The organism is Variovorax sp. VaC1, assembly GCF_043658315.1.
In the GTDB taxonomy this organism is placed as follows: Bacteria; Pseudomonadota; Gammaproteobacteria; order Burkholderiales; family Burkholderiaceae_C; genus Variovorax.
Map to the genome: position 1 here is coordinate 909,355 of NZ_JBIGLT010000003.1, position 23,111 is coordinate 932,465.

Annotated in this window: 27 protein-coding genes; 14 read left to right on the forward strand and 13 right to left on the reverse strand. The window is 66.1% G+C overall.

Annotated features, from left to right (window positions below; all coding sequences use genetic code 11):
• Position 1 precedes the first annotated feature (1 nt).
• Genes ACGLHS_RS16485 through ACGLHS_RS16500 form a run of 4 tightly spaced genes read left to right on the forward strand, consistent with a single transcriptional unit; the run spans position 2 to position 3,739 of the window.
• Entirely contained in the window at positions 2-385 is a 384-nt protein-coding gene (locus ACGLHS_RS16485) for an E2/UBC family protein (RefSeq protein WP_394481267.1), read from the forward strand.
• Positions 382-1,710, forward strand: coding sequence for a HesA/MoeB/ThiF family protein (locus ACGLHS_RS16490; RefSeq protein WP_394481269.1), 1,329 nt, complete (start codon positions 382-384; stop codon positions 1,708-1,710). Before ACGLHS_RS16485 ends, ACGLHS_RS16490 begins: the two co-directional genes overlap by 4 nt.
• On the forward strand, positions 1,710-3,221 hold the full coding sequence (locus ACGLHS_RS16495; protein ID WP_394481272.1) for a phosphotransferase: 1,512 nt from the start codon (positions 1,710-1,712) through the stop codon (positions 3,219-3,221). The genes ACGLHS_RS16490 and ACGLHS_RS16495 overlap by 1 nt, the downstream gene beginning before the upstream one ends.
• A complete protein-coding gene (locus ACGLHS_RS16500) occupies positions 3,218-3,739 on the forward strand; it encodes a DUF6527 family protein (protein WP_394481274.1) in 522 nt (173 codons plus the stop codon). Before ACGLHS_RS16495 ends, ACGLHS_RS16500 begins: the two co-directional genes overlap by 4 nt.
• A 469-nt stretch (positions 3,740-4,208) precedes the next feature.
• On the opposite strand, the gene ACGLHS_RS16505 is transcribed toward ACGLHS_RS16500, so the two are convergent.
• Genes ACGLHS_RS16505 through ACGLHS_RS16525 form a run of 5 tightly spaced genes read right to left on the reverse strand, consistent with a single transcriptional unit; the run spans position 4,209 to position 7,114 of the window.
• Positions 4,209-4,511, reverse strand: coding sequence for a high-potential iron-sulfur protein (locus ACGLHS_RS16505; RefSeq protein ID WP_394481276.1), 303 nt, complete (start codon positions 4,509-4,511; stop codon positions 4,209-4,211).
• The gene (locus ACGLHS_RS16510) at positions 4,508-4,666 is read right to left on the reverse strand and encodes a hypothetical protein (RefSeq protein WP_394481278.1); all 159 of its coding nucleotides are present in this window, start codon (positions 4,664-4,666) and stop codon (positions 4,508-4,510) included. The genes ACGLHS_RS16505 and ACGLHS_RS16510 overlap by 4 nt, the downstream gene beginning before the upstream one ends.
• 38 nt (positions 4,667-4,704) lie before the next feature.
• Positions 4,705-5,271, reverse strand: coding sequence for an NUDIX hydrolase (locus tag ACGLHS_RS16515; RefSeq protein ID WP_394481280.1), 567 nt, complete (start codon positions 5,269-5,271; stop codon positions 4,705-4,707).
• On the reverse strand, positions 5,249-6,691 hold the full coding sequence (locus ACGLHS_RS16520) for a trypsin-like peptidase domain-containing protein (protein ID WP_394481282.1): 1,443 nt from the start codon (positions 6,689-6,691) through the stop codon (positions 5,249-5,251). The genes ACGLHS_RS16515 and ACGLHS_RS16520 overlap by 23 nt, the downstream gene beginning before the upstream one ends.
• Positions 6,692-7,114, reverse strand: a complete 423-nt coding sequence (locus ACGLHS_RS16525; protein ID WP_394481284.1) for a universal stress protein — start codon at positions 7,112-7,114, stop codon at positions 6,692-6,694.
• Positions 7,115-7,248: 134 nt separating this feature from the next.
• Here ACGLHS_RS16525 and ACGLHS_RS16530 point away from each other — a divergent pair, with 134 nt between their 5' ends.
• The 3 genes from ACGLHS_RS16530 to ACGLHS_RS16540 are packed head-to-tail and all read left to right on the forward strand — an operon-like array spanning position 7,249 to position 9,696.
• A complete protein-coding gene (locus ACGLHS_RS16530; protein ID WP_394481286.1) occupies positions 7,249-7,776 on the forward strand; it encodes a flavodoxin family protein in 528 nt (175 codons plus the stop codon).
• 3 nt (positions 7,777-7,779) lie between these two features.
• Positions 7,780-9,267 (forward strand): trypsin-like peptidase domain-containing protein, encoded by a 1,488-nt coding sequence (locus ACGLHS_RS16535; protein WP_394481288.1) that lies wholly within the window; start codon positions 7,780-7,782, stop codon positions 9,265-9,267.
• Between the two features lie 54 nt (positions 9,268-9,321).
• Complete coding sequence (locus tag ACGLHS_RS16540; protein WP_394481290.1) at positions 9,322-9,696, forward strand: TraR/DksA family transcriptional regulator; 375 nt, start codon at positions 9,322-9,324, stop codon at positions 9,694-9,696.
• 51 nt (positions 9,697-9,747) lie between these two features.
• Here the strand turns inward: ACGLHS_RS16540 and ACGLHS_RS16545 are convergent, their stop codons facing one another.
• Positions 9,748-10,221 carry a hypothetical protein gene (locus tag ACGLHS_RS16545; RefSeq protein WP_394481292.1) on the reverse strand — a complete coding sequence of 158 codons (474 nt, stop codon included), beginning with the start codon at positions 10,219-10,221 and terminating at the stop codon, positions 9,748-9,750.
• A 173-nt stretch (positions 10,222-10,394) separates the two neighbouring features.
• Here ACGLHS_RS16545 and ACGLHS_RS16550 point away from each other — a divergent pair, with 173 nt between their 5' ends.
• Positions 10,395-12,050 (forward strand): PHA/PHB synthase family protein, encoded by a 1,656-nt coding sequence (locus tag ACGLHS_RS16550; RefSeq protein WP_394481294.1) that lies wholly within the window; start codon positions 10,395-10,397, stop codon positions 12,048-12,050.
• A 41-nt stretch (positions 12,051-12,091) separates the two neighbouring features.
• Here the strand turns inward: ACGLHS_RS16550 and ACGLHS_RS16555 are convergent, their stop codons facing one another.
• Positions 12,092-12,676 carry a hemerythrin domain-containing protein gene (locus ACGLHS_RS16555; protein WP_394481297.1) on the reverse strand — a complete coding sequence of 195 codons (585 nt, stop codon included), beginning with the start codon at positions 12,674-12,676 and terminating at the stop codon, positions 12,092-12,094.
• A gap of 166 nt (positions 12,677-12,842) precedes the next feature.
• On the opposite strand from ACGLHS_RS16555, the gene ACGLHS_RS16560 reads away from it, so the two are divergent.
• Positions 12,843-13,352 (forward strand): universal stress protein, encoded by a 510-nt coding sequence (locus tag ACGLHS_RS16560; protein WP_394481299.1) that lies wholly within the window; start codon positions 12,843-12,845, stop codon positions 13,350-13,352.
• Positions 13,353-13,367: 15 nt separating this feature from the next.
• Here ACGLHS_RS16560 and ACGLHS_RS16565 read toward each other — a convergent pair whose 3' ends face one another.
• A complete protein-coding gene (locus ACGLHS_RS16565) occupies positions 13,368-14,903 on the reverse strand; it encodes an AAA family ATPase (RefSeq protein WP_394481301.1) in 1,536 nt (511 codons plus the stop codon).
• Positions 14,904-14,967: 64 nt separating this feature from the next.
• Positions 14,968-15,810, reverse strand: a complete 843-nt coding sequence (locus ACGLHS_RS16570; protein WP_394481303.1) for a universal stress protein — start codon at positions 15,808-15,810, stop codon at positions 14,968-14,970.
• 346 nt (positions 15,811-16,156) lie between these two features.
• Between ACGLHS_RS16570 and ACGLHS_RS16575 the strand changes: the two genes are divergently transcribed.
• The 4 genes from ACGLHS_RS16575 (at position 16,157) to ACGLHS_RS16590 (ending at position 18,745) form a co-directional block, all read left to right on the forward strand.
• Positions 16,157-16,516, forward strand: coding sequence for a hypothetical protein (locus tag ACGLHS_RS16575; RefSeq protein WP_394481305.1), 360 nt, complete (start codon positions 16,157-16,159; stop codon positions 16,514-16,516).
• Between the two features lie 122 nt (positions 16,517-16,638).
• Positions 16,639-17,421, forward strand: a complete 783-nt coding sequence (locus ACGLHS_RS16580) for a hypothetical protein (protein ID WP_394481307.1) — start codon at positions 16,639-16,641, stop codon at positions 17,419-17,421.
• Positions 17,422-17,434: 13 nt separating this feature from the next.
• A complete protein-coding gene (locus tag ACGLHS_RS16585; RefSeq protein WP_394481309.1) occupies positions 17,435-17,992 on the forward strand; it encodes a cytochrome b in 558 nt (185 codons plus the stop codon).
• A 45-nt stretch (positions 17,993-18,037) separates the two neighbouring features.
• Positions 18,038-18,745: a VIT family protein gene (locus ACGLHS_RS16590; protein ID WP_394481312.1), complete on the forward strand. Its 708-nt coding sequence runs from the start codon at positions 18,038-18,040 to the stop codon at positions 18,743-18,745.
• Between the two features lie 97 nt (positions 18,746-18,842).
• Here ACGLHS_RS16590 and ACGLHS_RS16595 read toward each other — a convergent pair whose 3' ends face one another.
• From ACGLHS_RS16595 to ACGLHS_RS16610, 4 genes are all read right to left on the reverse strand, one after another.
• A complete protein-coding gene (locus ACGLHS_RS16595) occupies positions 18,843-19,538 on the reverse strand; it encodes a PRC-barrel domain-containing protein (RefSeq protein ID WP_394481314.1) in 696 nt (231 codons plus the stop codon).
• Positions 19,535-19,915, reverse strand: a complete 381-nt coding sequence (locus ACGLHS_RS16600) for a hypothetical protein (protein ID WP_394481316.1) — start codon at positions 19,913-19,915, stop codon at positions 19,535-19,537. Before ACGLHS_RS16600 ends, ACGLHS_RS16595 begins: the two co-directional genes overlap by 4 nt.
• A 98-nt stretch (positions 19,916-20,013) precedes the next feature.
• Positions 20,014-21,051 carry a zinc-dependent alcohol dehydrogenase family protein gene (locus ACGLHS_RS16605; protein ID WP_394481318.1) on the reverse strand — a complete coding sequence of 346 codons (1,038 nt, stop codon included), beginning with the start codon at positions 21,049-21,051 and terminating at the stop codon, positions 20,014-20,016.
• 79 nt (positions 21,052-21,130) lie between these two features.
• Entirely contained in the window at positions 21,131-21,718 is a 588-nt protein-coding gene (locus tag ACGLHS_RS16610) for an NAD(P)H-dependent oxidoreductase (protein WP_394481320.1), read from the reverse strand.
• 129 nt (positions 21,719-21,847) lie between these two features.
• On the opposite strand from ACGLHS_RS16610, the gene ACGLHS_RS16615 reads away from it, so the two are divergent.
• Complete coding sequence (locus ACGLHS_RS16615; protein ID WP_394481322.1) at positions 21,848-23,107, forward strand: MgtC/SapB family protein; 1,260 nt, start codon at positions 21,848-21,850, stop codon at positions 23,105-23,107.
• Positions 23,108-23,111: the final 4 nt, after the last annotated feature.

Below are 23,111 nucleotides of genomic sequence, written 5' to 3' on the forward strand. Positions count from 1 at the left end.
GATGGGACCGATCGACATGCACCTGGACCGGTTGCGTCAGCGCGAGCCGCAGATGCTGGTGCGCCAGTTGCCGGACGGCAGCCAGTTGGTCTCGATTCCGCAAGTCTCGCTACCTGCGGGCTGGAACAAGCCCCACACGACCGTGCACCTGTTGGCGCCGCAAGGCTACCCCTTTGCCCAGCCAGATTGCTTTTGGGCCGACGGAGACCTGCGCCTCAGCTCGGGCAACGTGCCACAGAACTCGGGCTTGGGCACGCCGATCCCCCATCTACCCGGCGAGCCGGCCCTCTGGTTCTCCTGGCACCTGCAGGTATGGAACGCGGCACGCGACGACCTGATGACCTGGCTGTCGGTGATCCGCCAACGCTTGGCGCAGCCCGTATGAAGCGGGTCGCATTCCCTTGGGGGGCACTCGCCCAGTTGCATGCTGCCGCTCAGACGCAGGTGGTCGAGACCTGTGCTGTCGGTTTTGTGCACGCCGCCGGTGGGCCAGCTGACCGGCCACGCTACACGGTGCAGGACCTGCTGCTGGCGCCTGAGAACGCCTACCAGGAGCGCAGTGCCGTACGTGCGTCGCTGACGCCGGAGTTCATGCTCGAAACCGCGAATCGCGCGCGAACCATGGGGGCGGGCGTCATCTTGCTGCACACGCATCCCGGCGAGCGGCCACTGGAGGGGTTTTCGCAGGCGGATGACGCCGGCGAAGCTGCACTGGTCAGCTATTTCAAGGCCCGAATTCCGGACCGCGAGCACTTCGCGGCCGTCGTCACGGGTACGCGAGTGCATCTGCGCGAATTGGGCGGCGGCATCGCGGCTTCCGCCCTGGCCGTTGGCCCCACCGTGCGCGTCTATTCGGGCGCTGAGGGCTTCGAGGCGGACGATCGTTATGACCGGCAGATCCGTGCCTTCGGCGTCGAAGGACAGGCCGCGCTGAGCCAACTGACCGTCGCGGTGATCGGCCTCGGCGGTACGGGCTCAATCGTCGCGCAGCAGTTGGCCCATCTCGGAGTGGGGCGCTTCGTGTTGATGGACCATGACGTGGTTGACGCCACGAACCTGAATCGCTTGCTCGGAGTCACGCCGAAGGATGTCGGCCTGCCCAAGGTGCAAGTCGCCGAGCGCGCGATCACGACGATCAATCCTTCCGCTGTATGTGAGACCCGCGTCGGCGACATCACGTGCAGCGCGCTGGCGGCGCAACTACTCGAGGTCGACTTCATCTTCGGCTGCACCGATTCGATGGCCAGCCGAGCGGTCCTCAACCAGCTCGCCTACCAATACCTGATCCCCGTGATCGATATGGGTGTGGCCATCCGGGTCGAGGCCGATCGACTGGCATCCGTCACTGGACGTGCACAAATGCTGGCGCCAGGCTTGGGCTGCCTGGTCTGCGCCGACGGCATCGACGGCCAGCAGGTGCGCTGGGAGATGATGACTCCTGCACAGCGCAGGGCCGATCCCTATTTCGAGAACGCATCCGTTCCGCAACCTGCCGTGATGCCACTGAACGGCATGATCACGTCGGCGGCGGTCGCCATGTTCCTGTCCGCGGTGACCTCCTATCCCGGCGAGGCGCGACTATTGCACTACGACGGCATGCGCGGTTCGACACGGCCACAGCTTCTATCACCGCGGCCGCACTGTATCGTGTGTTCGGCGGAAGGCGCTCTTGCACGAGGCGACAGTTGGACACTGTCGGTACGCACATGATGCTTCACCGACCTGAGCGTGCCAAAGTTCTGTGGCTGGGAGCGGCGCCGCAACCGACCCACCGCACCGAGCACGCCCATCGGGGGCTGGCGTTGTGCGAAGTGGAACTTGAAGACTTCCAGCACGGGGCTCTTGATCTGGCGCATTCTCGTGGGCTCGTGCTGTGCGCCATGCCGCCCAAGGTGTCGGCCGTGACGGCTGTGCTCGACTGCGTGGCCCACGCCCTCAACCATGGCCTGTATGTGGTCGTCATGCTGGCCGACAGCCTAGCCCACGGCTTCGTACAGGAAAAGCTCGAAAAACTCCTGCCCAAGGGGCCTGCTCTCGACCGAGTGCAATACCGCATTGGCGCGACGCCTCCAGAGATAGCAGAGATTTTTGCACGCCACGATCCCGGGCCAGCAGTCAACCGGGGACTTCATATCCACAGGCCGGATGGTCTCTTGCTGACAGAGGCGCAGACGTTTCTGCTGCAGCGCGCGTTCGCCGACTGCGATTCGGTGGCCTTGAGCCCGCTGACAGGCGGCCGTTCCGCAATGACAGTGCTGGTGCAGGCAACGCTGTCGAACTCGATGGCAGGCCCGCACCCTCTTCCGTTCTTTGCCAAGCTCGATCGTGCTGCGTACATCGTCACTGAACGCGAGTGCTACGAGCGCTACGCAGACAGTCATATCGCCTGGCATTTGCGGCCCAATCTGCAGCCGAGACGCTGCATCGTGGGCACCGATCTTGGCATCCTCGTCGGTAGCTTCGTCACCCGATCCGAATCGTTTTGGGCGCTGATCCTGGAGGGCCGGGCCGGGCGTGCCATTACCAACTTGTTCGAGGAAACCCTTTCGGGTTGGCGGGCCCCCGAGGCAGCGCTACAGAGTGAAGTTGGCTCGATCGCGCCAGCGCTGTGCAAGGTGTTCGTCTATCAGAATGTGCGCAAGCGCTACTTGCAGGCTGCTGCCGGTCTTGGATTCGTGCGAGAGCCGCAAGCTGTCTGGGAGTCCTTCCTGAACCTGCCGACGCGGATCTGGCCGAAGGCTCCTGTGCATGGCGACATGCACGCAGACAACGCACGGGTGCGTGGAGAAGACACGATCATTATCGATCTGGCAAGAGTGGTCCTGGGGCCGCCCAGCGCGGACCCGGCGTGTATGGAGGTATGGATTGCCTTCCAGATGCCGCCTTCCCAGTACGGCGTTGACGAAGGCCAATGGCTAGCAACGGTCAAGGACCTCTTCGCCGTGCGCCACGTGCTTACACCGCCAGCCGCTCAGCCGGACGGTTCGCTGCCGTGGTTGCGCGACGCGGTGCTGCAAACCAGGCACGTGGCACTGGCCAGCAGCCCGGGCGTTGACTACGCCATCACGCTCGCACTGTATCTGCTGCGTCGCGCAATGTTCGAGCCGGACGCAGACGCACCGCAAGCCGACTCGGCACGCCGCACCTGGGCTTGGATTCTCGGATGCCAGTTGCTCGAGGGAGTCCGAGCCCAGTGTCTTGAATATCGTGAGGCCGCATGAAACAACGCGCCAAATTATTGAATTTCCGCGGGCTCGTAGAACACCGGCACGATGCCGACGAGCAACTGGCCGCGCCTGGGCACGCCGTTCTGGTTCGCCGCGGCGTGGACCGTTCACTGGCTCTGCGATGCCCAGACGGCTGCGGCGAAACGCTGACGATCAACCTGGACCGTCGAACCGGGCCAGCGTGGCGTGTATACATGGAGGGTCAAACGGTCAGCCTCTACCCATCTGTGTGGCGCCACACGGGTTGCAAGAGTCATTTCATCATCTGGCGATCGCGGATCTACTGGTGCGATTGGGATGACTCTTTCGTTCGGACAGGCGAAGACTTCGAGCAGCGCGTCTTGGAAACGCTCACCGCGAGCTGGCTACCCTACGCGACAGTGGCCGAGCATTTGTCTGCTGTGCCGTGGGCAGTTTTGTCGGCCAGCTTGACGCTTCAAGCACGTGGCTTGGTGCAACGCGGAAGCGGAGACAACCAGCACTGCTTCCGCCTAGCTCACCAAGCGCCATAACTCAGCCGAGGAATGGTCGCCCTGACGCGTTTGCCGAGCTCGGTGTATAGCTCGACCGCTCGAATTCCGTCTTCGTGCGAATACATAAACTACCTCCTGACAGTCCGATTTTTTGTCCGCATCCCCTGTGGGTCGATTGAAGGCGGAAATCGGTACTCTGTCCGAAGAGAACCAGCCGAGGTGTTCACAATGCCTAGTTCCTAGTCCAATGGACCTTGCGATCCATGCGCTCGGTCTTCAGTGAAGCGAAAAATTGTGCCATGGCCGAGTTGCACCAGGCTTTGCTAGCATGACTCTTGCTGCCGGTGATATCTTCTTCCTTCGGCAGGCCCAGGAGGTTCACGTTGCCGCACTGACCTCTTTGGTCGAGTGATGAGGTAATGCGACCAGCTTGCCGAAATGCTACTCGGCCATCACCAACGCATCGGTGAAGAACTGCGACGTCATGCCGTCTTGCCATTGACCGGCGCTAGGCCTTCTTCGACCAAGCGCTGCACCAGCCCTTTGCATTTACGGGTTTCCCCGCAAACAGAGCGCAATTGCCGGTGACATCTGCCGGCTTCGACTGCCAGAGTGCGCAGCCGTTGCACAACTGGGCGTTGTCGTGCTTGGGGAATTTCTTGGCGTCGGCCTTCGACGAATCAGCGACATAGCCCAAGGCCACGGCCTGCGGATCCTTTTCATCAAGCCGGGTCTGCGCGAAAGAATTGGGGGCGGAGGCGGCAGCGCCCGTCGCGGCAAGCGCGATCATGAAAGTGCGGCTGGAGTTCATCGTGAGTCTTTCGTTGTGTAGGGAGCGGAGATCAGGCTGCCCGACGCAGAGTCGCGCTCATTCAAACCAGCGAGCACGAGAACACCCATGGCCAAGAGCGTAGTGATGCAGAACCCCAAGATTCGCAGGGCTCCGCTTACTGTGATGTTGTTCATGGGACGACCTCGTTGCAGGTGGATGGTGGTGCCTGCGATCATTCTTGGGCGAGCGATCGCGCGCGGCTTTGCGCAGGATCAATTCCGCGACTATTGCCGGGCCCAATCACCGTATGAACCGGGCCTACCTCGAACAGCAACTGCCCATGGATCGCGGCCAGCGAGAGCGCTTGTGTCAGCACGGCGACCAGACTGGGCGCGCACAACTGCGGCAGCAGTTCGAATGCGGCCCACCGGAAGCCATCCATTTCGGGGCGCAGGCGCCCCTGACGGTCGATGTAGAAGCTGGAGCACACGCAGGATTTCGCCTCGAAGTGCGCCACCAACGTTGCGAAGAGCCAAAGGTCCTTGTTCTTGCGATAGGGGAATATTCCGATCTCCCTCAATTGTTCGGGCAGCAGCCGAAGGCCGCACTCCTCGAACGCTTCGCGCGCAGCGGCCTGCGCGCCCTGCTCCTGTCCGGCGCGAACACCCTTAGGAATGTCCCAGTACCGGCTGTTGGTCGCGTGGCAAAGCAACAGTTGTCCTGCCGGGTCGAAGATCAGAGCGCCACAGCTGGCGGACCTTCCCGTTGGACAAGCCTCACGGCGTTCGCGCGGTGGCATCGCTGACGCCTCGCGCGACAGCGGCACGCTGCGGGCTGCGCGGGAGAATTGGCACGTAGCTGCGGGCCGAGCCGCGCAGGACCAGCAAAGCGACCGTATCGGTCTCCTTGATGGACCGGATCGCCGCATCGAAATCTGCCAAGCCGGCCACTTGCACATCGTTGACCGCGATCAGCATGTCGCCATAGCGCAATCCCGCCCGCTGAGCCGAGCCTGACACCGATTGCACAATGAGACCTGGGTCCAGCAGGCTGATGCCAAGCACACCCTTTCGCTCCAAGAGTTCAAGCCCAAAACGCGTCTCTGGCGGCAAGGCATCTGCAGTCAGCCGAGGTGCGAGGTCTGGTGGGATTTCGGCCACGCCTACCTGCATCGTCAACAGCGCCTTGTGACGCCAGACTTTCAGTGCGAGCAGGCTGCCCTTGCGGGCTCCGGCTACGCGATCCTGTATGTCGGCATAAGGCATTGCGGCGGCGTTATCGACGGCCAGCACCACGTCGCCGCTACGAAGCCCCGCCTGTTCGGCGGGGCTGTCCAGATCGACGCGCACCACGAGCGCCCCCAATGCGGTATCGAGGCCGAACGCCGGCGCCAATTCCACGGTCAGCGGCTGGATACGAGCACCGATATGCCCCCGCATTACTTTTCCGGAAATACGAAGCTCGTCCGCAATGCGCATTGCCGTGTCAATCGGCAGGCTGAACGACATACCGGAGTAACCCCCGCCCGGGGAGTAAGCCATCGAGTTCATACCCACCACCTGGCCTCGTTCATCGAACAATGGTCCACCCGAGTTGCCGGGATTGAGCGCGACGTCGGTTTGTATCAGCGGTACCCCACTCCCACCTGGCACGTAGCGCGGATTGGCGCTCACAACGCCAGCGGTCACGCTGCGCTCGAAGCCAAAAGGTGCTCCCATCGCGGCGACCCATTCGCCTGGGCAGAGATCGCTGCTGCGGCCCACAGTGACAACCGGCAAGTCGGATGCCACGACCCGCAACAGCGCCACATCGGTGCGGCGGTCGATGCCTAGCACTTCGGCATCGAAACGGCGTTGATCTTCGGTGACGACGGAGATCGCTTGAGCACCGGTCACCGCGTGCGCACTCGTAAGAATGTAGCCGTCGCGTCGGAAGATGAACCCCGACGCGAAACTGCGCTCAAAGCTGCGGCCCCATTGCGTCGACGTGTGCTGATCGCTGGCCGCTGCCCAGTCGCTTCCCGTGCCTGCAACTGTCACGCCCACCACCGCGGGTGACTGTCGCGCAGCGGCGGCCACGAAGTCGGAGCCGTGCGCTGCCGACGACGCGCGCTCAAGGCACGATGCTCGAGTTTGTGACCAGGAACTCGTTCCGCTCGCCAATGCGAATGTACTGAAGGCGGCGACGATCGCGCCCCGCGCGAAGTTGACGGCATTCATTCAGCGCACCAGCAAGACCGGCACTGTGCACGCGGCCAGCACCTTGGTGGAAACCGAACCCAGCACCAGGTTCGTCAGGGTGCCGTGCCCCCGCGAGCCCATGATCACGAGATCGAACTTTCCCTTCTGCGCAAGTGCGGCGATCTCTTCGGCGGGGTGGCCGATGCGGTGTTCGAAGCGGGCTTCGATCCCGTTCCCGGCCAGCATGGCGCGCACAGGCTCGAGCACCATGCGTGCGTCATCTTCGTAGTACCCATGCACGATGTCGGGCCCCGCGAAAGCCGCAGCGCGGTGCGGCACGGGCAGCACCGCGTGAAAGACGGTGAAGTCGTGCCCCGCCCTCGACCACTCCTTGTGCTCGATCAGGTAGGTCAACATGCGCTTCGTGTAGTCGCTGCCATCGATGGCGAGCAGGATTTTCATGGTGGCTCCTTCGACGGAATACTTCCGATGACCGAATGGTGGCTGCAGGGTCCGCTGCCTGCCTTGCGCCACATCAAGCCGGTGGTGGTGCATGGCGCCTAAATTGGCTGCACATGAACGCAGCAGAGGCAACCATGAACAACGTCCTTGTGATCGTCTACTCCTACACCGGCACTTGCCGTCGGCTTGCCCAACTTCTTTGCAGCCAGCAGGGTTGGGAGATGGCTGAGATCTACGACGAGGAAGCCCGAAGCGGCGTGCTCGGCAACTTGCGTTGCCTGATCGACTCGTTCTTCCGCCGGCTGCCGGCCATCCGATACGACGGCCCGCCGCCCGGCGACTACAAGGCCGTGGTGCTGGTATCTCCCATCTGGGGGCAGCGGCTGGCGGCCCCGATGCGCACCTTCGTGGACCGCAAAGGCGCGCGCCTGCCCGACGTGGCGCTGATCTCCGTCATGGGCGGGCGCGGCGCACCGAACGCCGTGGCCGAAATCGGAAAGCTGCTGGGGCGCGCGCCCCTATTGACCACCGCGTTCACCATGCACGAGGTCGATGACGGCAGTTGCGCTGCCCGCCTGCAGGCATTCGGCACTGCCGTGCAGAGCGCGGAAGACTCGCGCACCATCGTGCGCCCCGCCACCTTGTCACCCCAGGCGGTCTGACCTATGCGTGTGTTCGATGCAGCAGCCCTCTTCCACATCGCAGGCCGTTGGCGCCATCGCGCCGCCTGCGTGGCGGGCCTGCTCGCCTGTGGCGTTTTTCTCTCGGCCTGCGCCGCCGGACCGACGGCCGCGACGCGTGCCGCAATGCCGGCCGGCCCTCAGCCGGCACCCGAGTTCGCGTCGCTCGTTGCCAGCCGCAGCGCGTGGGTGGTCGACATCAGCACACTGCGCATCGGGCGCGACGAGAACTCGGAAGACATCGAACTGGAGATCGCCCCCGAACGCGACTTCGCCGATCGCCTGGCCTGGCCCCTGCCGGCAAGCGCCCGGATCAGCCAGATCCGCGACCTCGCCTCGGGCGTGATCATCGACAGCAACGGCCTGATCCTTACCAGTGCCCACGTGGTCACGAACATCGACGAAGCGCAGGTCCAACTGGACGACGGACGCCGCTTCACGGCGCGCGTGGTCGGCGTCGACAAGCGCACCGACGTGGGCCTGCTGAAGATCGACGCGAGCGGATTGCCCGTGGCCATCGTCGGCGACTCTTCGGCGGTCGCGCCCGGCGACTGGGTTGCGGCGATCAGCTCGCCCTTCGGGTTCCACGGCAGCGTGACGGCGGGCGTTGTCAGCGCGGTTGGGCGCGTCCTGGGCGGCGCGGGCGAAATTCCTTTCATCCAGACCGACGTCGCCATCAACCCGGGCAGCTCGGGCAGCCCCCTGCTCAACAGCCGAGGCGAGGTCGTTGGCATCAACTCGATGATCTACAGCGGAAGCGGCGGCTACATGGGCCTTTCTTTCGCGGTGCCGATCAACCTAGCGATGCAGATCGCGGGGCAGTTGCGAGAACATGGCACCGTGCGCCGCGTCTACCTGGGGGCCGAGTTCCAAGAAGTGACGCCCGCGCTGGCCCAGTCTTTCGGCCTGCCATCGGCAAGCGGCGCACTGGTGGTCCGCGTCGAAAAGGGCAGCCCCGCGGAGGCATCGGGCCTTGTGCAGGGAGACGCCGTGCTGGTCTTCGACGGCAAGCCGCTCGCGCACTTCATCGATCTTCCGCAACAGATCGCGCGACGCCAGCCCGGCAGCCGCATGCAGCTTGAGGTGTGGCGGCGCGGCAAGAGCCGCACGCTGCAGGTGGCCCTGGCGGCGCAGCCCGCGGCAGTAGGAACATCCTTTGCGGCGGCCATGCCCGAATGGAACGACGGACTGGGGCTGAGCCTGGGCGATCTTTCGCCGGCGCAACGGCTGCAGCTGCGCATCGACAGCGGCCTGTTCGTGCGCGAGGCTTCCGGCGTCGCCCGCAGCGAAGGCGTGCGCATCGGCGACGTGATCGTGGCCCTGAACACCGACAAGCTCTATCGCGTGGACGATTTCAGGAAAGGCCTGGCGCTGGTGCCCGCCGGAAAAACCGTCGCGTTGCTGGTGATGCGCGACCAGCGGCTCGCCTACGTGGCGGTGCGCATGCCGGATGCACGTACCGGGCGCCCTTGACCCCACCTGATGCACGACAACCCCGCCCCATCTTCCATCGCAAGGACACACGCCATGAGACATCTGAGCACCACCGATCGCCACACGCTTCACCAGCAGCTCGAGCAGTTGAAGCGCCAGGTACTCGAAGAACTGCGCGCCTCGGCGCCCTCGGCCTACCTTGTACCGGCCGAGGGCGAGCACGAAGTGAAGTCCCACGCCGACGAAGCCGAGGCGGAGCGCGCCGCCGACGTGCACATGGCCGAGATCGAAATCGCTCACACCCGGCTCGAAGAGATCGAACGGGCACTCGCGCGCCTGGCGGACGGGCGCTACGGCATCTGCGAAGACTGCGGCGCCGAGATTCCCCGCACGCGGCTGTTTGCGCAGCCCACCGCCATTCGCTGCACGGCTTGCCAGGCGGCGGCAGAGGCACGCCATCGGCACTGAAGGCAAAACGGAGACGGCGCAAGAAAGACGCGCCCCGTTCCCGTTCCCGCCCTACTCGCCGTCGTTCTCCGGGCGGTCCTTGGCCTTCTTCTGCTTCTTTGCCTTCCTGCTCTTTTTCTTCCCGCCTGACGACCGCCCTTCTTCGCCGACATGCTGATGGCCCGCGGCGTGCAGCAGCGCCTTCTTCACGTTGCCGGTCGCGGCTTCGTCGCGGGCATAGCTCACGACCCGGTACACCGAGCGCGCGCCCGCACCGCAGCCCATGCTGCAGATCACCGTGTCGTTGTTGCTGTCGCTCTCGTTCTCGAAGTCGGGCGCTTCGTCTTCGAGCCAGTCGTGGTTCTCGATGGTGGTCTCGATCCGGTACTCACGCGGCACCACGATGCCCAACCTGCGCAGAAATTCGCGCGGCCTTCCCAGGTAGGCCCGGAACTCGGCGGGCGTGCATTTCCAGAAATGCGCGTTGAAGGGTTCGGCCCGAATGACTTCGGACCGGGCGGAGAGATCGACGATCCTGGACGGCATGTTCAGCTCCGGTGGGTTGAAGGGCGAAAGTCGCAAAGACACGTTCTCCACAGCGTAGAGGCGCCCGCCGGTGACACCTTGACGCCCATCAAGCCGAACGGCGCTCGCGCCTTGCAGACTCGGTGCGAGATGCCCGGAGACCGGGTGTCGCGACTTTCCCGCAAGGACCCGAAGTGACCCAGGACCACAACGATCTCGACCGAACCCTTCATGCGGCCTGGAGCCGGCTCGTCGGCGGCATGTCGCCGGCGGCGCAGATGCTGGCATGGTCCGACTGGGCCATCCATTTCGCCACCCAGCCCGGGCGCAGCACCGGGGTTGCCCTGCGGCGGCTCCCTCCTCCCGGCCAGCTGTCAGCGCACGATCCCCGGCTGGGTGCCGACGACTGGGCGTCGTGGCCTTTCGGCATGTACCGCGAGGCGTTCGAAACGACCGGGCGCCGCCTGCTCGACCTGCTTCACGGGGTGCCCGGCGTAGACCGGCATCACGAGCAGCTGGTGAGCTTCATGGCGCGGCAATGGCTGGAGATGGTCTCGCCGGCCAACACCCTTGCGACCAACCCGCAGGTGCTGCAAAAAACCGCCACCACGGGCGGCGCCAACCTGCTCCGGGGCGGCGTGCACTGGCTCGAAGACCTTGGCCGCGGCGCCCTCGGGCAGCCGCCCGTGGGGGCCGAGGCGTTCAGGCCCGGACACGAGGTCGCCGTTACGCCCGGCAAGGTCATCCTGCGCAACGGGCTGATCGAGCTCATCCAGTACGCACCGACGACGCCGACGGTGTACGCGGAGCCGGTGCTCGTGGTCAGCGCGTGGATCATGAAGTACTACGTGCTCGACCTTTCGCCGCACAACTCACTGATCCGCTACCTGGTCGACCGGGGGCACACGGTGTTCGCGATCTCCTGGAAGAACCCCGACGCCTCGGACGCGCAACTCGGCATGACCGACTATCTGCAGCTGGGCATTCGTGCCAGCCTGGACGCCATCGAAACCGTGCTGCCCGAGCGCCGCGTGCATGCCCTGGGCTATTGCCTGGGCGGCACGTTAATGGCCATTGCGGCGGCGGCCATGGCCCGCGATCGCGATGACCGCCTCGCCTCGCTCACGCTGCTGGCCGCGCAAACCGATTTCACCGAGCCCGGCGACATCAGCCTGTTCATCGACGAGAGCCAGCTCGCATTTCTCGAAGACGTCATGTCGCAGCAGGGCTTTCTGAATGCGGCGCAGATGGCGGCCGCGTTCCAGGCGCTGCGTGCCGGCGAGCTGCTCTGGACGCCCATGGTGCGCAACTACCTGCTGGGTGAACGCATCCCGATGACCGACCTGATGGCGTGGAATGCGGACGGCACGCGCATGCCCTACCGCATGCACGCCGATTACCTGCGCAGCCTCTTCCTCGAAAATTCGCTGGCCGAGGGCCACTACCTGGTCGACGAAAAGCCGGTGTCGCTGAACGACATCGACACGCCGGTCTTTCTGCTCGGCACGCGCACCGACCACGTGGCGCCCTGGCGCTCGGTCTACAAGTTCAACCTGCTGTGCGATGCCGACGTGAGCTTCGTGCTCACCTCGGGAGGTCACAACGCGGGCATCTTGAGCGAGCCCGGGCACGCGCACCGCAGCCATCGCGTGCTGCATCGCAAAAGAAACAGCGCCTATGTGTCGCCCGACGACTTTCTCGAAGTGTCGACGGAAGTCGAGGGCTCGTGGTGGCCCGGCTTCCAGCATTGGCTGACCTCCCACTCGGGGCCGCGGCGCCGCCCGCCGGCCATGGGCGGCCGCCTGCCGCTGCTGTGCGATGCACCGGGCACCTACGTGATGGCGCGCTGAGGAAGGCGGTTCGGGTCAGGCGCGAGGAAAGGCCAAGGCGCCTAAAGCGCCGGCCCCAGGCCGATGGGCGCGGGCACGAGGTTCACGATGCGCGTGAAGAGCGCGTTGTATTCCAGGTCGGCCACGTGCCCGGTGAGCGGGTCGCGGTTCTGCGCGAAGGCTTCGTCCAGGTCGCGCCAGTCGTTGTCGGTCAGCACGCGCTCGGCCAGCGGAAGAATCTCGCGCTCTTCCAGCGCCATGTGGTTCAGGTAGAAATCGACGTACTGGCCGATCGCGCTCTCGAAGGCTTCGCGCCGAGGCTCGCCGAGCATCTCGAACGCCAGCAGCGCGTGCTCGACATCGCGGATCTTGCGCTCGCCACGGGCATGGTCGTCGTCGAGCCTGTCCAGCAGCTCGCGCGAGATTGGCGTCCTGGCGCGCAGCTTCGGGAACAGCAACTCGGTTTCCTTGCGGTGATGGCGCTTTTCGGGAAATTCATCGACATAGAACAGCATCGCCCGCAGCGTCGTGAAGTCGGGCATGGTGTTCGTCTTGCGGTGCTGTTCGAGCAGCATGAGGGTCGAGCGAAGCATGGCCGCGAGTGCGGCGTGTTCCTGGCGAATGATGCGAATAGTGGCGTGGGTCATGGGTGGCTTCCTGTGAATGCCTGAAGGGTCGCGGCTCCGGTGGCGCGGAGGCTTGTTCCAGATCAAGGCCCGGCCGGGGCGAGGCTTCGCGCTTGATGAATGTCAATCCGTGCGACAGGTACATCCGGATACTGGACTGATCCTTTCAACACATCGGAGTCGTGCCATGTACCAACGCATTCTTGTTCCCATCGACGGCAGTTCCACGTCCAGCCGTGGCTTGGCCGAAGCCATCCAGGTGGCCAAGCTCACCGGCGGGCGTCTGCGCCTAGTGCACGTCATCGACGAACTCTCGTTCGCCCTAGCCATGGACGCCTATGCGGGCTATGCCGGCAACTGGCTCGAAGAACTGCGCGGTGGCGCCAAGAAGCTGCTCGAAGAGGCGCATGCCAAGGCCGCCGAAGAAGGCGTCGAGTCCGACACGGTGCTGCTCGACAGCTTCAACAACGGCGCGGTGCACGACCAGGTGATCACGGAAGCGCAGGCATCGAAGGCCGACCTGATCGTCATCGGCACCCACGGCCGCCGTGGTCTTGGCCGTTGGGTCATGGGCAGCAGCGCGGAGCACATCCTGCGTGTGTCGCCCGTTCCCGTGCTGCTGGTCCGCGCGCCGGAAAGCGCCAAGACAGAGTCGGAGCGCTTCAAGCTGCCCAGCGGAACGGTCGCCAGCCAGTGAAGATTCAGTAAGGGCTCAGTGGCTCAGGGTCGCGGCGCGCCAGCGTGCCGCGATTTGCGCGATGTCCACGGCGTCTTCCGTCGAAACCTCGATGGCCAGCGCACTTTCGTCGGGGGCCAGCGGTTCGTGCGTCTGGAGTTGGCGCTCCAGCACCGCCAGGCCGGCTTCCGAGGCGTCCGTGCCCGCCACATCGCGCTCGGCGACGCGGCGGCGCAGCGTGGCGTTGGCGGCGCGGCAATCCAGGATCGAAAAAGGCACGCGAAGCTCGGCGGCCAGTGCCTCGAAGCGGTGCCGCTCGGCAGCGCGCAGAAAGGTCGCATCCACGATCACCGGGTAGCCGGCCAGCAACGCATCGCGTGCACAAGCGCGCAGTCTGTCGAAGGTCCGGCGGGTGGCTTCCGCACCATAGATGTCGAGCCCGCGCGTGGCCGAGCGTGCCAGCGCATCGAGCCCATGCAGGCGCTTTCGCTCCACGTCCGAGCGCACCCGGATGGCGCCCATGGCGCACAGCAGTTGCAGGGCAACGCTGGATTTCCCCGAGCCCGAGAAGCCATGCGTGATCAGCAGCCGGGCCTTGCCTTCCGGCTGCTCGATCAGTTCCGTTGCGCAGGCCAGGTAGTCGGGCCGCCCGGTGCCGTCGCCGTCGGCCTGGCGCGGGCCCAGCCCCGACGCCATGGCCCGCACCAGCGCCCGGTAGACCTCGTAGAAGCGCAACACCTGCAGGCCCTGATAGTCGCCGCTGTGCTGCAGCCATGCGTCGAGAAAGCGAGCCGCGAGATCGCCGCGGCCGCGGGCCTTCAGGTCCATGGTGAGAAAGGCGATGTCGCTCATGACGTCGATGTGGCTCAGTGCCGGATCGAACTCGATGCAGTCGAAGGGCGTGAGTGCGCCGTCGACCAGGACCACGTTGGCCGTGTGCAAGTCGCCATGGCATTCCCGCACGGCACCGGCCTGCTGGCGGGCGATCCAGGCCATGCGCAGCGCCTGGCTCTGCGCCTTGATCCATGCGTCCAGCGCCGCGAGGCGGTTGCCGTTGCCCTGGGCCCGCAACGTAGCCACCACGTCGACCGCCGCCTTGGCGATCGGGTCGGGGTTGCCGAAGCCCGACACCGGCGCCATGCGCTCCGCTGTCTCGTGCAGCGTGGCGAGCCGCTGCGCGAAACCGTCGAGCCATTCGGGCCGGACCTGTTCCGCCGCCAACAGGTTGCGCAGCAACGACGACTCCGGAAAGCGCCGCATGCGAACCACATGGTCGATGGGCGTGCCGCTGCCACCGATGCGCGGCGATGTGGGCGTGCCGCAGACCGGTGCCACGTCGATGTAAAGCGAAGGGGCAAAGCGCTGGTTGAGTCGCAGCTCTTCGTCGCAGAAGTGCTTTCGGGCTTCGACGCTGCTGAAGTCCAGGAACGGCAGGCACACCGGCTTCTTGAGCTTGAAGGCCTGCATTGCCGTCAGCAAGACCCAGGAGATGTGCGTCTCCACGCGCAAGACCGGCTGGCCGGTTTCCTGCTGGAGCGCTTGCCGCAATGCATCGACCAGGGTGGTGTCCATGGCGTACCCTGGCGACCCGATGGCTGTCGGTTGTTGCGGAGGGCCGGCTACGCGCCCGGCCATCTCAATGCGCCATCAGAACCGGCACCGTCATCTGCGCAAGGATCTGCCGTGTCACGCCACCCATGATCCGCTCGCGCAGGCGCGAGTGGCCATAGCCGCCCATCACGAGCAGATCGGCGCTCATGTCGGCTGTTCGCGACAGCAGCGCGTCTGCGAGATCGATCTCGGTCACTTCGCACTCGGCACGCGCCTGCACGCCGTGGCGCAACAGGTACTGGATCATGTCCGGCAGCAGCAGCCGTTGCGTGTTGTCTTGGTCGTGCGGGTGGCGCAGCGAGATGAGCATGACGCGCCCTGCCCGCCGCATCGCCGGCAATGCCGCCTGGAGGGCGATGGCGGATTCACGCGAGCCGTCCCAGGCCGCGATGATGTTCTTGGGGCACCCCTCGAACACGCCGGCTGAAGGCACGATCAGCACCGGCCGCCCTGCTTCCATCAGCACCTGTTCGGCCAGTTCGCGCGCTCCGGCGTCCTTCTTGTCCACGTCATCGCCCTGCCCCAGCACGATGAGGTCGCTCGCGCGTCCGTGGCGCATCACGGCATCGACCGCCACGCCATCGACCAGTTTCACCTCGTAGGACAACGGGCCCGACCTGGCGATGTCAGCCCTGAACTCGCGTGCGATGGCCTCGGCGCGCCGGCGCAGGCGGTCGCTCGAATCGACGATGTAGTCGGTCATGCCCGTGGCGATCGCATCGACCGGAATCACGCCGTCGTACAGGCCCGTGGGCACGAGGCCGACAAGATGGCTCTCGTGCGCCCGAGCCCACTGGGCGGCCATTGCGGCGCGCTGGGCGCTACGCACCGAAGGGGCCAGGTGAACGAGGATGGTCTTGAAGTTCATGCGAGCCTCGCGAGGTGGCGCGCCGCGACGGCGGCGCAAGAAATGGACGGTGGACATCGGACGGTAGGCCGATGTTCGTACGGCCGGCACGCGAAGGCATTGACGGCGATCAAGCCAGCGCGTCGGCGCTGGCCTGGCCTACAAACGACAACGATTCGCTTCTTCGACTCGGGGATTTATGCGGGGCCCGCTTTGCGCGCAGCTATCGGCTCACGTAAGCTCGCGGCCCTCGAACCCTATCGATATGCCGAGCCAGTGTCTTCGCCGCGCGATGCGGCGCCTCATCGAGCCACACGTCGGGTGGTGGTGTGTGCTCGGCGTTCTGCTCACAGCCCTGCAGCCATTCATGGCGGTGCATTTCCGCGAAGACGGCTGGGAAGACGAGCCGGGCTTCCGCATCCGGGCTGTGAGCGCGGTCGCGCAGTTCGAGCCCGACGAGCGGCCCGACCATGCCACCAGCCACGAAACCACGATGTTCGTGCCCTCCGGTGCCGGCATCGACCTGCCGAATGTCTTTCAGCACGGGCTTGACGGCCTGATGGCGCTGGTGCTGGCCCTCCTGCCGCTGCTTGTGGCGTTGCGCACGTTGGCAATACCGGCGCCACGCGAATTGCGCGACCGCTTGCGTGCGGTCATCCGGGCGCCTCCGCGCACACGGCCGTGGCGGCGCCGTCCGCCCAAAACCGCACCACCCCCGAAGACCTGACAAGCGCCATCGCTCGACGATGGCCGCCGTTTCCTGCCTGTTTGCCGTGCACATCCGCGGATACGCGCGTCGCACATCTCATACGGCAGGTTTCCTTGTCCCTGGTCCAAAGGTCCATCGTGATGTCATCGATTCATGCAGGCGCGCTGCGCCTCTTCCCGCTCCTGCTTCTTCCCGTTGCAGGCTCATTTTCTGCGCCCGCCGCGGCGGCACCCGAAGAGATACAGGTCTATCTCGACGACATGAACGCGCCCGGCCAGTTCGGCATGGACGTGCACAACAACTACGTGTTTTCAGGCACCACCGCGCCGAGCTACCCCGGCGAGCAGCCGCCCTCGCATGTCTTTCGGCTCACGCCGGAGTTCTATTACGGCCTGAGCGACACGGTCGAGCTCGGCCTTTACGTGCTCACCAGCCACGCACCCAACGCCGGCGCGAAGGTGGATGGCGGCAAGGTGCGCATCAAGTACATCGCGCCACACGACAAGACACAGGGGTTCTTCTGGGGCGCCAACCTGGAGGTCGGCAAGACCAGCCTGCGCGTGTCGCCCACCGGCTGGAACGCCGAACTCAAGGGCATCTTCGGCTACCGCACGGGGCCATGGACGCTGGCGGTCAACCCCAACATCGACTGGAGCCTTTCGCGCGGGGGCGGCCCCGTCACCCTCGACGTGGACGCCAAGGTGGCCTACGCGCTGAACGACAAGACGCAGGTCGGGTTCGAGACCTACAACGAGCTGGGGCCGCTGTCGCATCTCGATTCCTTGAGCAAGAACAGCAAGACGCTCTTCATGGTGGTGGACCATGCGTTCGAGCATTTCGACGTGAACTTCGGCATTGGCAAGGGCCTGACGCGGGACTCGGATCGTTGGGTGCTCAAGTTCATCGTCGGCACGCATTTCTGAAGGAGAGAAGAACATGGCATTCAAGAACTCGAGCACCCGCTACGGCGCATGGGTCATCGGCCTGCACTGGTTGATGCTGCTCCTGCTGGTGGCCGTGTATGCCAGCATGGAGCTGCGCGGGTTTGCCCCCAAGGGCAGCGATTTGCGCGCCGGGCTCAAGCCGCTGCATTTTTTGCTGGGGCTGAGCGTGCTTGCGCTTGTGGTGGTCCGGCTCGCCGTTCGCTGGGGCGCGGGCACCGCGCCCGACATCCAGCCGCCGGTGGCGAAGTGGCAAGACAGGCTGGCGCGGTTGATGCACGTCGCGCTCTATGCCTTCATGGTCGCCACGCCGATCCTGGGCTGGCTGACGCTGAGTGCGGAAGGCGATCCGATCGTCCTGTTCGGCCTGCACGTGCCGTCGCTGGTGGGGGCGGACAAGGCGCTGGCCGACCAGCTGAAGGACGCGCATGAATCGTTGGCCACGGCCGGCTACTTCCTGATCGGTCTGCACGCGGCGGCTGCACTGGCCCACCACTACGTCACGCATGACGACACGCTCCTGCGCATGCTGCCCAGGTGCGGTTCGCGCTAAGAAGCCTGCGAACGACAACCACAACTACAACGACCACAACAATCGATGAAATCATTCCACTACCGCGCCCACCCCGAGCTGCACCGCACCGAGCACATCGGCTGGCTGCGCGCCGCCGTGCTCGGCGCCAACGACGGCATCATCTCCACGGCCAGCCTGGTCGTGGGCGTCGCGGCGGCGCATGCCAGCCACGCCAACATCGTGACGACGGCCATGGCGGGCCTCGTGGCCGGCGCCATGTCGATGGCCGCGGGCGAGTTCGTCTCGGTGTATTCCCAGGCCGACACCGAAAAGGCGGACCTGGAGCGCGAGCGCGCCGAGCTGTCTTCGGACCCGGAATCGGAGCAGCGGGAGCTGACGGCGATCTACGTGCGCCGTGGCCTCGAATACAAGCTCGCCAGCGAGGTCGCGACGCGGCTCATGGCGCACGATGCGCTCGGTGCGCACGCGCGCGACGAGCTGGGCATTTCCGACGCGCTCAGCGCGCGCCCGTTGCAAGCCGCCATGGCTTCCGCCGGCAGCTTCGCCGCCGGCGCGGCCACGCCGCTTGCCGTGGTGATGCTGGCACCGGCGCAGTCGTTGCTGCCCTGGGTGATCGGGACGGCCATCGCATTCCTGGCGATGCTCGGGGCGCTGGCCGCCAGGATCGGCGGCGCGCCGGTCGCCCGTAGCGTCGGGCGCGTGGCGTTCTGGGGCACCTTCGCCATGGGCATCACGGCGGGAGCGGGTGCGCTGTTCGGCGCGGGCGCGTGAGTGCGTGAGTGCGTGAGTGCGTGAGTGCGTGAGTGCGTGAGTGCGTGAGTGCGTGAGTGCGGGTGAATGGGCCGGCCCGGGCCCTTCACTCATTCACTCACATCGATGCCTTGCGAAGTGCGCTGCGCAGGCGCGCCGAGGCCTGCCCTACTTCGGCTTCCAGCGCCTGCCATTGCGCCGTGCCAGCAGCGTCCATTTCGGCCACCTTGTCTTCCACGGCCTTCTGGTTCTGCCGCAGCTCCCGGATCTGCTGGTCCGTGCGCGCCTTGGCGTCGCTGCCGTCTTGCGGGGCGTTGCGCTCGAGCTGGGCGATGGCTCGCCGTGCCTTGTCGACCTCCTGCATCGCCTGGTCGACGACCGCGCTCTGCGTGCGGGTGATCGGTGCATGGAGAAAAGCGGGCTGCGACGCCAACGCCTGCCGGTCGGCATCGGGCAGCACGAGGCGCCCGCCCCGCACCTGCAGTTGCGCCGCCGGCACGGCGACCAGATGCTTGTGCGTCTGCATAGTGCCGAGCGTTTCGACGATGAGAAAAGTCACGCGCTTGTCGGTGCCCACGATCAGGTCGAGCGCCTTGCCGAGCCTTTCTCCCGAGGCGTTGTAGACGGGCCGCCCCAGAATGCTTTGCCTGGCGCTCCATCCGGCAACGACCTGATCGGTCTCGGTCGTCGTGGCGCCCAGTCGCGTGGCACCGGCCACCTGGGCGCCCGTGCCGCCGCTGCCCACGAGCGTCAGCACCGTGCACAGGGCGGCGATGCGGTGCCGCATCTTCATGAGAAAGGCCACGAGGTTCACCCGGCCTTCATGGGCGCTGCCATGCGCGCGTGCGGCGAGAAATAGCGCCGCGCCAGGGCCACCAGCTCGTTGGTGCTCATGTGCCCCACCGTCTCCCAGCCGACGATGCGGTGCGCGACCTCGGGGCGATGCTTCTCGACGTAATGGCGAAAGTCGGCCAGTGCGGTGTGGGAGCCAGTGACAAGCACCTCGGTGATCTCCTTCATCGCATCGCAGACCTCGCCGAAGAATTCATGCTCGCTGCGAACGGTGCTGCCATGCTGGCGCGTGCAGTGCACATGCGACTTCACTTGCTGCGCAAGAACCTGCGCGGCGTCGAATTGAAGAATTTGCGCGGTGTGGTGGTCGACCCAGGCGACGGCATGAAAAAGCGACATGACGGAATCCGTTGAAAAGAATGGAAATAAAACAGAGGCACGAGTGAAGAGGCACGTCGGGCGCGCAGGCTCCCAACCACCCCACCCGCATATGCGCCCTACGCTTCGATGATCACTTTCAGCGCATGCGTCTCGGCCGCGCGCCCGAAGGTGTCGTAGGCGTCCAGCACCTTGTCCAGCGTGAAGCGGTGCGTGATCAGCAACGCCGGGTCGACCTTGTGCGACTGCACCGTCTTCAGCAGCATCGGCGTGGACACCGTGTCGACCAGCCGCGTGGTGATCCCGATGTTCTGCGACCACAGCCGCTCCAGGTGAAGCTCGGCCGGGTGCCCGTGCACGCCAATGTTCGCGATGGTGCCGCCGGGCGCCACGATGTCCTGGCACAGCACGAAGGTGGCCGGTATGCCCACCGCCTCGATCGACACGTCGACACCCCGCCCGCCCGTCAGCGCGAGCACCGCTTCGGCCGCTTTGCCGTCGGCGCTGTTGACCGTGTGCGTCGCGCCGAAGCGGCGCGCGACCTCGAGCCGCCCGTCGTCCAGGTCGATCAGGATGATCTGCGCCGGCGAATAGAACTGCGCCGTGAGCAGCGTGGCCAGGCCGATCGGCCCTGCGCCCACGATGGCGACCGTGCTGCCGGGCGCGACCTTGCCGTTGAGCACGCCGCACTCGAAGCCGGTGGGCAGGATGTCGCTCAGCATCACCAGCGCCTCTTCGTCCGCGCCCGGCGGAATCGGATACAGGCTGGTGTCCGCATGCGGAATGCGCACGTACTCGGCCTGCGTGCCGTCGATGGTGTTGCCCAGGATCCAGCCGCCGGTGCTGCAGTGCGAGTACATGCCCCGGCGGCAGTTCTCGCACTTTCCGCACGACGAGATGCACGAGATCAGCACGTGATCGTCGGGGCGAAAAGCCGTCACGCCCGCGCCCACCGTCTCGACGATGCCGACGCCCTCGTGCCCGAGCACGCGGCCCGGTGTGCAGGTCGGCACGTCGCCCTTGAGGATGTGCAGATCGGTGCCGCAGATGGTCGTCTTGAGGATCTTGACGATGGCGTCGCCCGGCGCCTGGATCTCCGGCTTGGGATGGTCTTCGAGCGATTTGAGGCCGGGGCCCCGGTAGATGAGTGCTTTCATGGCGCCCACGTTATGCGGCGCGGCACCCTTGCCGTTTGAGATAGCGCAAGAAACGCCCGCATCGCCCGGCACAACGGCGCTACCGGCCCTCGCGCCCCAGCACCGTGAACTGGCGCAGCCATTGCCCGCGCTGGGTGTCGCTCATGCCTTCGATCATGCCGACCAGTGTTTCGTGCACCGGCGCAATGCCCACGAAACCGAGGATGTTGCGCTCCAGCGCCTTCAGGCTGTGGGCACGGAAGTACCAGCAATAGACCAGCGCCGGCATGCCCATGGTCACGACGATGCGCGCCGAACAGCCCTTGAGCAGCTTCGTGCCCATGCCGCCTTCCGACGGCCGCCCCAGCGCGAACCCCGGGCGCAGCACCTGTTCGAGGAAGCCCCTGGCAATGGCGGGCATGCCGCCGAGCCACAGGGGGAAGAACAGCACGATGTGCTCGGCCCACAGGATCGCGTCCTGCGCGGGTTGCAGCACCGGCGGAACGGGCTCGGTGTCCCACGCGGCCTTGCTGCGCAGCAGGGGAAAGTCCAGCTCTGCGAGCCGGATGGCGCGAACCTCGTGGCCGGCCGCCTGCGCACCGCGCGCGTAGGCATCCGCGAGCGCGTGGCCGAAGTGCGTGGCCGACGCGTCGGGGTGTCCTTGCAGCAAGAGGATTTTTCTGGACATGGTGAATGAGCGCATGCTGCGCACCGCACGGTGGTCCCGGCTTGCGGAAGATCAAATCCGCGCGATCGCGCGGCGCAACCGGCGCTTGCCGAGTCTTGACGTGGCGCGGCCCGGCGCGACACTGAAGCCATGAACATTCCCAGCCCATCGGCTGCGATGGTCGGGCTGGCCGTGGCGCTGGGCATCGGCCTTCTGGTCGGCATCGAGCGCGAACGCCGCAAGGGCGACGGCGACCGGCGCGCCGCCGCCGGCTTGCGCACCTTCGCCATCGTGGCGCTGGCCGGTGCGGTCGCGCAACTGCTGCCCATTGCGGCGCTGGTCCCCATCGGCGGCGCGCTCGTCGCCGCGCTGGCGGCGGTGTCGCACTGGAAGAGCCGCTCGCAAGACCCGGGCATGACCACCGAGATCGCCCTGTTCGCGACCTACCTGATCGGCGTGCTGTGCGTCGTGGAACCCGCGCTCGGTGCGGCCTGCGGCGCGGGCCTGGCGTTGCTGCTGGCGGCGCGCAGCAGGCTGCACAGGTTTGCCACGGAATTGCTCAGCGAGCAGGAGCTGCACGACGGTGTTCTGCTGGCGGCGCTCGCGCTGATCGCGCTGCCGCTCATTCCTTCGCGGCCCATCGAGATGCTCGGCGGCATCGATCCCCGCCCCCTGGCGGCGATGGTATTGCTCATCATGGCCATCCAGGCGGCGGGACAGGCGGCGGTGCGGTGGCTCGGCGTGCGCGGTGGCCTGCTGGGCTCGGGTTTCGCGTCGGGGTTCGTGTCGAGCACGGCCACCGTGGCCTCGTTCGGCAATCGCGCACGCGAGCAACCGCTGCACACCGGCCTGCTGGCCGGTGGCGCGGCCTTGTCGGCGGTTGCGACCTGGGTGCTGGCCCTGGCAATGACCACGACCTTGTCTCCGCAGGCCGGTGTCGCGCTGCTGCCGGTGGCACTTGCCGGGGCGGCGGGCGCGGCGGCGGTGGGCATGCTGCCGCTGATGTCGCACCCGCCGTCGACCGTCGCGCCCACGGTGCCCGCAAGCACACGCAGCGCGCTGCACCCGCGTGAAGCGCTCGCGGTTGCGTTGGCGCTCGGACTCGTCGCGTTGCTGGTAGGCACGGCGCAACGGCACTTCGGCAACGCCGGCCTGCAGGTCAGCATCGCGCTGGCTGCCCTGGTCGATGCGCATGCGCCCGTGGCCTCGCTCGCCTCGCTGCATGCAGCGGGCACCTTGACGACGGATCACTTCGTGCGGGGCGTGCTGGTGGCGGTGGGCACCAACACGCTCACGCGTTGCGGGGTGGCCTTGGCGGCCGGCGGCAGGATGTATGCGCTGCGCGTGGCGGCCGCATTGGCGGCCAGCCTGGCCTGCGCATGCGCCGCGGCTATCTGGTTCGGCGCCTGAATCG